Raw genomic sequence first — 7,778 nt, 5'->3', positions numbered from 1 at the left:
GCCCTGGCGCGCGCCGCGATGCCGTCGAGAATGACGGCGAAGCGGAAGAGCGAGAAGGCGAGATGGAAGCGTCCCGGCCCGTCCTTGCGCCCGGCCGCTGCGCAATAGCGGGAGAGGTATTCGGCTTGCGTCGGGATGCCGAGCGCCTCGCGGTCGAGGCCCATGATGCCCTGATACATGGCGGGGCCGGAATGCCAGGGCAGGCAGGAAAAGGCGGCGTCCGAGAGCGGATGACCGAGCGTCGAGAGCTCCCAGTCGAGCACGGCGACGACGCGCGGCTCGACCGGGTGAAACATCAGATTGCCCAGCCGGAAATCGCCGTGGACGATGGTCGTCTCCGCGCTTTCATCGAGATGGGCGGTCAGCCAATCGATCAGCCGATCGATCTCGGGGATCTCGCGGGTCCTGGTCTCGCGCCATTGCCGGCCCCAGCGCGCGAGCTGTCGGGCATAATAGTTTCCCGGCTTGCCGTAATCGGCGAGCCCAGCCGCCTGCCAGTCGAAGCGATGCAGCGCTGCCAGGGTCTCGGCCATGGCGAAATACATCTGCCGACGCTCGGCCGGCACCACGCCCGGCAGCGCCGCGTCATGGAAGACACGGCCGTCGAGCCGCTCCATCAGATAGAAGGGCGTGCCGACGATATCGTCTTCCGCGTGGAACAGCAGCACCGGCGGCACCGGCACCTGCGAACCCGCGAGCGCCTTGAGGATGCGGTATTCGCGGTCGACCGCATGGGCCGAGGGCAGCAGCGGGCCCGGCGGCTTCTTGCGCATGACCAGCCGCGTGCCGGCTTCGGGAAAGGAGAGGAAGAAGGTCGGGTTCGACTGCCCGCCGCTGATGCGCTCCAGCGCCATCGCGCCGGCCGCCCGCCCGGGCAGGGCGGAGCGCAGGAAGGCTTCGAGCCGGGCAGGATCGAATTCGGGGGCGGCGGAGGCGGGGCCGGCGGACATGCCGGCATCATCGGGGCGGCAGGAGGCGAGGTCAACGCGGCAGGGAGCGTGGGGGGCTTGCGGAGCGTGCCACGATGAGAGCCGCGAGGAGGTTGGCGCAGGCGCAGGCGAGGATCGCGATCGCATAGCTCTGGTTCAGATCGAAGATGAGCCCGGCGGCCGTCGGTCCGATCAGGGTTCCAAACGCGACGCTCGTATAGAGAATGCCGATGATCCCGCTGACATTGCGCCCGCCGAAATTGTCCATGACGACCGCCGGCAGCACGGCGACCCAGCCGCCATAGAAGACGCCATAGAGCAGGGCGAAGACGGCCAGCATCGCGAATCCGCTCGAGAGCCACCAGATGCCCAGAGCGCCGGCCATGCCCAGGAACATGACGAGGAGGGCGCGGTGGCGGCCGATCCGGTCCGCCAGATTCCCGAGGCAGAAGCGGCCGGCCGTGCTGCCGACACCGATCAGCGCGAGCAGCAGGACGGCCCGACCCTGCGGGACGCCGCGATCTAGCGCGTAGGGCACGAGGTGGACGAAGGGGACGAAGGCCCCGAACGAGCCGATCAGGCAGGCTGCGTAGAGCCTGATGAAGGGGCGCGACCACACCGCCTCGCGAATCGACATGCCGGTCGCCTGTGCCGTGATGCCGCCTGGGGGCAGGGCGTCCCCGTCCGGCAGCAGCCCGCGTTGGCGCGGATCGCTTTCGATCAGGAGCGCCATCGCTGCACCAATGATCGCCGCGAGCCCGCCAAGCGTGAAATAGGCGTTCCGCCAGCCGATCTGCTCGATCAGGAGCGAGGCGAGCGGCGGCATCACGAGCGTGCCGACACCGATGCCGCTGACCGCGAGACCCGATGCGAAGCCGCGGCGCTTGACGAACCAGCGCTGCACCGCGCCCAGCGCTGGAACATAGGAGCAGCCGATGCCGAGCCCGACGCCAAGGCCATAGGCCAGGTAGATCTCGGTCAGGCTCCGCGCCGCTCCCGCCGCGGCCATGCCAAGCCCGGTGAGGAGCATGCCGAGGAAGACAAGCCTACGGGCTCCCCAGCGGTCCGCAAGCGGGCCGCTGATCAGTCCGAAGCCGAAATAGAGAAAGCCGGCGAGGGAGAAGACCAGGGAAACCGAAGCGCGGGAGGCGGAAAAATCCGCCTGCAGGGATTCGACGAAGGCGCTGAAGGTATAGGCGCTGCCGAAACCGACGAAGGTGACCGCAAACGCCGCCGCGACCACAAGCCAGCCATGGAAGATCGGGGAGGCGGGACGCGCCGGATTGGTGCTCATCGCAAGGCTCCTCAAAGGGTTGGGTGCTGGCGGTGCCATGTGGTCTCTGCCTGGAAGGCTGTGCCGGCACGGATCAGCATGTCCTCGCCCAGTTGCGCTGCAACGAGCTGGAGCCCGATAGGCATTCCCTCGCAGAAGCCGCCGGGCAATGTGAGCGTCGGGTTGCCGGTCATGTTGAAGGGGCAGGTATAGCGCTGCAGGTCGGCGATCAGCCCGGGCTGCTCTCCCAATGTACTGATCGTCGCGAGCGTCAGCGGCGCGAAAGGCTGAACCGGGGTCAGCAGCAGATCGATTGTGCCGAACAGGGCGGCGATGCGTCCACGAAAGGCCATGCGTCGCAGCAGGAGGCGCTGATAGTCGAGGCCCGACAGCGCGCGGCCCGTCTCGATGACCGAGGCGAGAACCGGGCCGTATTCGTCCTTGCACGCGGGATAGGTCGCTTCATGAGCGATGGCGGCTTCCACTGCGCAGTTCGGTGCCCAATCGGCGACGATCTGCTTCACATCCGGAAAGCGGACCTCGATGATCTCGGCTCCGAGCGCGCGATAGGTTGCGATGGCCTCGTTCAGAGCCATTTGCGTCGTCGCATCGACCCCTTCGCTGTTCCAGGCTGGATCGATGCCGATCCGTACGCCGCCGACGCCTTGCCAGGTCGCTGCGCGATAGTCGGGAACCGGCGCGCCGAGCGCGGTCGGATCCGCGGGATCGGCACCGGCGATGACGTGCAGGATCGCGGCGACATCCCTGGCATCGCGCGCCATCGGCCCGACATGGTCCAGCGTTGCGGCCAGCTCGAATACGCCGTGACGGCTGACGCGGCCCCAGCTCGGTTTCAGCCCAGTCAGGCCGGTCGCGGCGCAGGGCCAGCGGATCGACCCTCCGGTATCTGAGCCGAGCGAGCCGTAGCACAGGCCGGCCGCCGTCGCCGCAGCCGAGCCGCTCGACGAGATTCCGGTCCAGTACGCGGCATTCCAGGGGTTACGGGGCGGCGTCACCATGGGGTGGTGGTCGGAATAGGCCCCTTCCGTCATCTGCAGCTTGCCCAGCACCACGGCTCCCGCTTCCCGCAGGCGGCGCACAACCGTCGCATCCTCCCGCGGCCTGTGCTGCTTGTGGATCAGCATCCCACCGGCCGTCGGAAAGCCTCGCGTCCAGAACAGGTCCTTCACGGCAATCGGCACGCCATGCAGCGGTCCGCGATAGCGCCCGGCCGCGATCTCTGCCTCCGCGGCCTCTGCCTCGGCCAGCGCGGTATCGGCCATCACGCCGGCAAAGCTGTGAAGCTCCGTGTCCAGGCGTTCGATGCGCTCGAGCTGCGACCGCGTCACTGCCACGGGCGAGATGTCGCGCGTCTGGATGCGCGCCGCGAGCTCCGACAATGAGAGGTAATGCGTCGCGTCGGGGAGGCTAGGCATGCATGGCTCCGGCTCGAATGGATAAATCAATGATTGAGTTTTTCTCTTGCTGATCACTTCAAGGGAGCGGGCGATCCGCTGCAATGAAGTGATCAGTTGTAGCTAGTTTGACGAATGACCGGGCTGGGGGCAAACTAGCAATCCTGCAAAAACAAGTTAGAAAAACTAAATGAAACCCGATCGGCTGCCACCGCTGAATGCTCTGCGCGCCTTCGAGGCCACGGCTCGGCATCTCTCCGTGAAGGAGGCCGCCGATGAGCTCTGCGTGACGCCGGGCGCGGTCAGCCAGATGCTCAAGGCCCTGGAGCTTCATTTCGGCACGCAGCTCTTCCGGAGGATCAATCGCGGCATGGCCCTCACGCCCGCCGGGCAGAGCCTGATGCCGCCGGTGCGCAACGCCTTCCGGCAGATCRCCGAGGCATCAAGGCGCATTGTCGCCGATCCCGGCACGGGCCCGCTGACGATCAGCACGACGCCATTCTTCGCGAGCGCCTGGCTGGTGCCACGCCTCAAGCAGTTCCACGACGCCCATCCCGATATCGATCTGCGGGTCGTGACCGGTACTGCTCTGGTCGATTTCGTCCGCGACGGGGTCGATGTCGCGGTCCGGCATGGCTTCGGCCATTATCCGGGATTGCGCAGCGAGCTTCTGGTTGCGGTCGAGGTCGTTCCCGTCGCGGCTCCGGCCCTGCTCGCATCCCTTGGCAGGCCGAAGGATGCGGCTGGCCTGGCGCGCTGGCCGCAGGTCCATGACAGCGAGCGCAAGGCCTGGCAGCGCTGGTTCCAGGCGCAGGGCATCGAGGAATTCAGTGCGCCGCGCGGGCCGTCCTTCGACGATTCAGGCCTGATGCTGAAAGCGGTGCTTTCCGGTCAGGGCGCAGGATTGCTGCCGGCGGCGATGATCGAAACCGACATCGCGGAGGGGCGGCTCGTCCAGCTCGCGAATGTCGCGCTGCTCGAGGATTTCGCCTATTTTCTCGTCTTCCCCGATACAGGCCGGGTGCGGCCCAGGGTTGCCGCGTTCTGCGCCTGGATGCGGGAGGTCGCCGCCGCCTATAGGCAGGCGGCGTAGCTGGGCTGGTAGCTGATCGCCGCCTCAGGCCGTCCTCCGTTCCCTGCCCTGTGCCAGCAAGCCTCCCRCGATGATCAGGCCGCCGCCGAGGAGCGAGACGGGGGAAGGCAGGGTCGTGAATAGGAGGGTGTCGATCAGCATCGCCCAGAGCAGGCCGGAGAATTGCCAGGGTGCGAGTCCGGAGGCTTCGCCGCGCCGGAGCGCGCCAGCGATACAGGCGAGGGCAGCCGTCTGGATCACCGTGAAGAGCAGAACGAGGGCGAAGGCCTCCGCGCTGACCTGATGCCAGAACCAGAGCATCGTTGCCGCGAGCAGCGCGAAACCGACAACCGCGACCTGCATGGCGGTATCGAGGCTGTTCGCGACATCGCGCAGCCGGCGCACCAGGATCTGATACAGCGCGTAGCTGGCGGCCGCGCCAATCGAGGCGAGGATACCTGGCCAGGCTCCGCCTTCGCTCGGCCTGACGATCAGCAGCATGCCGGCAAAGCCGCTCGCAGCACCGAGCCAACGTCCGAGCGAGACGCGCTCGCCGAGCAAGAGCCCGCCCAGTGCAGTGAGCAAAAGCGGCGCCGTGAATCCAAGCGCCGAGGCTGCCGTGACCGGCATGAGGCTATAGGCGACGATCGCCAGCACGTTCGAGGCGACCAGCGCGGCAGCCGCGGCGCGCTGTTCCCATGCGCGCGGCGGGTGCAGCAACCGCGCCCGCGTGACGCCGCTCCTTGGCCAGGCCAGCAGGACGAGGCTTCCCGCCAGGACCAGAAGACAGCGCAGGAAGGTCACCTGCAGCGCGCTCAATCCGTAGGAGGAGACCAGGGTCTTCGACAGGGAGTAGCCCAGGACATAGAGCAGGCTGGAGGACAGCACGAGGCCGACCGCCAGCAACATCGTTCGGCTGCTCCGCTTGTCCCTGACCATCTCGACTCGCATCACCATGCCCGGCACCTCGCGATCACGGGCCGGACCATGCGCGCCCAAAGCGGTGCTGGTAAGTGGCGAGATAGACGACTATCGTAAAAATCATGCCAAAGCGCATAAAGGCATCTCCGCAGGCCCCGCACCGCGTCGTCGCGGTTGCCTATGACCGGCTCTGCACCTTCGAATACGGCATTGTCGCCGAGGTGTTCGGCTCGCGCCGGCCCGGGCTGCCGGAAAACTGGTACGAATTCCGCACCGCCGCCGGCGAGGCCGGGCGTTTGCGCGCCCATGGCAGCCTTGCGGTCGAGGCTGATGGCGGGCTCGACCTGCTGCAGGGGGCGGGCACCATCATCGTTCCCGGCTGGCGCGGCCTGGCCGAGCCGGTGCCGGAGCCGCTGGCGGGCGCGCTTCGCGCGGCGCATCGCGGCGGCAGCCGCGTCGTCTCGATCTGCGGCGGAGCCTATGTGCTGGCGGCTGCCGACCTGTTGGCCGGGCGCAGGGCGACGACCCATTGGCAGTACGGTGCTGATTTTGCGAAGCGCTACCCCGCGGTGCGCCTCGAGCCCGATGTGCTCTATGTCGACGAGGGCGACATCCTGACCTCGGCCGGCAGCGCGGCCGGCATCGACCTTTGCCTGCATATCGTCCGCCGCGACCATGGGCCCGAGGCTGCGAACCTGGTGGCGCGCAGCATGGTCGTGCCGCCGCATCGCAGCGGCGGCCAGGCACAGTTCGTCCGTCGCCCGCTACCGCCGCAGACCGGGTCGCGCCTGTCGCCATTGCTCGACTGGATGCGTTCGTCGCTGGCCGAGGACCTGACCTTGCAGCGGCTCAGCGACCGGGCCGGCATGAGCCAGCGCACGTTCTTCCGGCGTTTCACAGAGGCCACTGGCAGCGCGCCGGGCGAGTGGATCCTCAACGAGCGTGTCGCCCATGCCTGCGATCTGCTGGAGACGACCACGCTCGGGGTCGACGAGGTCGCCTATCGCGCCGGGCTCGGTTCCGCGGCGGCGTTGCGCCACCATTTCCGGCAGCGTCTGCGCACCACGCCAACCGCCCATCGGCTGCAGTTCTCGCGCGGCTAGGCGGCTTCGGCCGCGTGTTGCATCAGCTGGGCTCCAAACCGCGCGCTGTGCTGCGCGCGGTCGTGACGCGCTGAGGATCAGGCCGCATCCAGCCCATAGAGCGAGTGCAGCGTCCGCACGGCGAGCTCGGTATAGGCGGCGTCGATCAGCACCGAGAACTTGATCTCGGAGGTCGTGATCGCGCGGATGTTGATGCCCTTCTCGGCGAGCGCGTGGAAGGCGCGGGCCGCTACACCGGCATGGCTGCGCATGCCGACGCCGATGGCCGAGATCTTCACCACGTCGGTGGCGCCCTGCAGGCTCTGGTAGGCGATGCTGTCGTGGCGGCTCTCGAGCAGCGTCTTGGCGCGCTCGTAATCGGCGGTCGGGACGGTGAAGGTGATGTCGGTGGTCGCCTGGTCGTCCGAGACGACCTGGATGATCATGTCGACATTGATGTTCGCATCAGCGAGCGGACCGAAGATGGCCGCGGCCACGCCCGGCTTGTCGGCGACACGCCGGAGCGTGATCTGGGCTTCGTCGCGCGAAAACGCGATGCCGGTGACGATCTGCTGTTCCACGATGTCGTCCTCGTCGCAGATGAGGGTGCCTGGATTGGGATTGTCGGGGTCGTCGAAGGAGGAGCGCACATAGGTCGGTACGCGCTGGACCATGGCGATCTCGACCGAGCGCACTTGCAGCACCTTCGAGCCGAGCGAGGCCATTTCCAGCATCTCCTCGAAGGAGACCTTGTCCATGCGCCGGGCCTTCGGCACGACGCGCGGGTCGGTGGTATAGACGCCGTCGACATCGGTGTAGATGTCGCAGCGATCGGCCTTGAGGCCGGCGGCAAGCGCGACCGCGCTGGTGTCGGAGCCGCCGCGCCCGAGCGTAACGATGCGTTTCGTCGTTGCGTGCATGCCCTGGAAGCCGGAGCAGACCGCGATCTCGCGATTGCGGTCGAAGCCGGCGAGGATGCCGGCGCCGTCGACGCCCTCGATGCGGGCGGAGCCATGGGCGTCCGAGCCGAAGAGCGGGATCTGCCAGCCCTGCCAGGAGCGCGCCGGCAGGCCCATGGACTGGAGC

7 protein-coding genes are annotated in these 7,778 nt (G+C 67.6%); 2 read left to right on the top strand and 5 right to left on the bottom strand.

Translation table 11 applies throughout. The annotated features are described in order from the left end of the window. The 3 genes from AC1D34_RS30600 to AC1D34_RS30590 form a co-directional block, all read right to left on the bottom strand. Positions 1–950: phosphotransferase family protein (locus AC1D34_RS30600; protein ID WP_476826241.1), on the bottom strand; the 950-nt coding region annotated here is incomplete at its 3' end. Positions 951–981: 31 nt separating this feature from the next. After that, positions 982–2,223 carry an MFS transporter gene (locus AC1D34_RS30595; protein ID WP_441504821.1) on the bottom strand — a complete coding sequence of 414 codons (1,242 nt, stop codon included), beginning with the start codon at positions 2,221–2,223 and terminating at the stop codon, positions 982–984. Positions 2,224–2,234: 11 nt separating this feature from the next. Continuing rightward, positions 2,235–3,638 carry an amidase gene (locus tag AC1D34_RS30590; protein WP_441504820.1) on the bottom strand — a complete coding sequence of 468 codons (1,404 nt, stop codon included), beginning with the start codon at positions 3,636–3,638 and terminating at the stop codon, positions 2,235–2,237. Between the two features lie 169 nt (positions 3,639–3,807). Between AC1D34_RS30590 and gcvA the strand changes: the two genes are divergently transcribed. After that, positions 3,808–4,710 carry a transcriptional regulator GcvA gene (gene gcvA, locus AC1D34_RS30585; protein WP_476826240.1) on the top strand — a complete coding sequence of 301 codons (903 nt, stop codon included), beginning with the start codon at positions 3,808–3,810 and terminating at the stop codon, positions 4,708–4,710. 24 nt (positions 4,711–4,734) lie between these two features. Here the strand turns inward: gcvA and AC1D34_RS30580 are convergent, their stop codons facing one another. Next, a complete protein-coding gene (locus AC1D34_RS30580) occupies positions 4,735–5,646 on the bottom strand; it encodes a DMT family transporter (protein WP_476826239.1) in 912 nt (303 codons plus the stop codon). An 86-nt stretch (positions 5,647–5,732) separates the two neighbouring features. Here AC1D34_RS30580 and ftrA point away from each other — a divergent pair, with 86 nt between their 5' ends. Next, the gene (gene ftrA, locus AC1D34_RS30575) at positions 5,733–6,713 is read left to right on the top strand and encodes a transcriptional regulator FtrA (protein ID WP_441488785.1); all 981 of its coding nucleotides are present in this window, start codon (positions 5,733–5,735) and stop codon (positions 6,711–6,713) included. A gap of 77 nt (positions 6,714–6,790) precedes the next feature. On the opposite strand, the gene AC1D34_RS30570 is transcribed toward ftrA, so the two are convergent. Continuing rightward, the coding region (locus tag AC1D34_RS30570) for an aspartate kinase (RefSeq protein ID WP_476826238.1) at positions 6,791–7,778 on the bottom strand (988 nt) is incomplete at its 5' end.

The sequence above is a fragment of the Allobosea sp. P1_A7 genome (genome assembly GCF_056406775.1).
The sequence above is the reverse complement of the archived record's forward strand: the minus strand, read 5'-3'. Positions and strand labels throughout refer to the sequence as shown.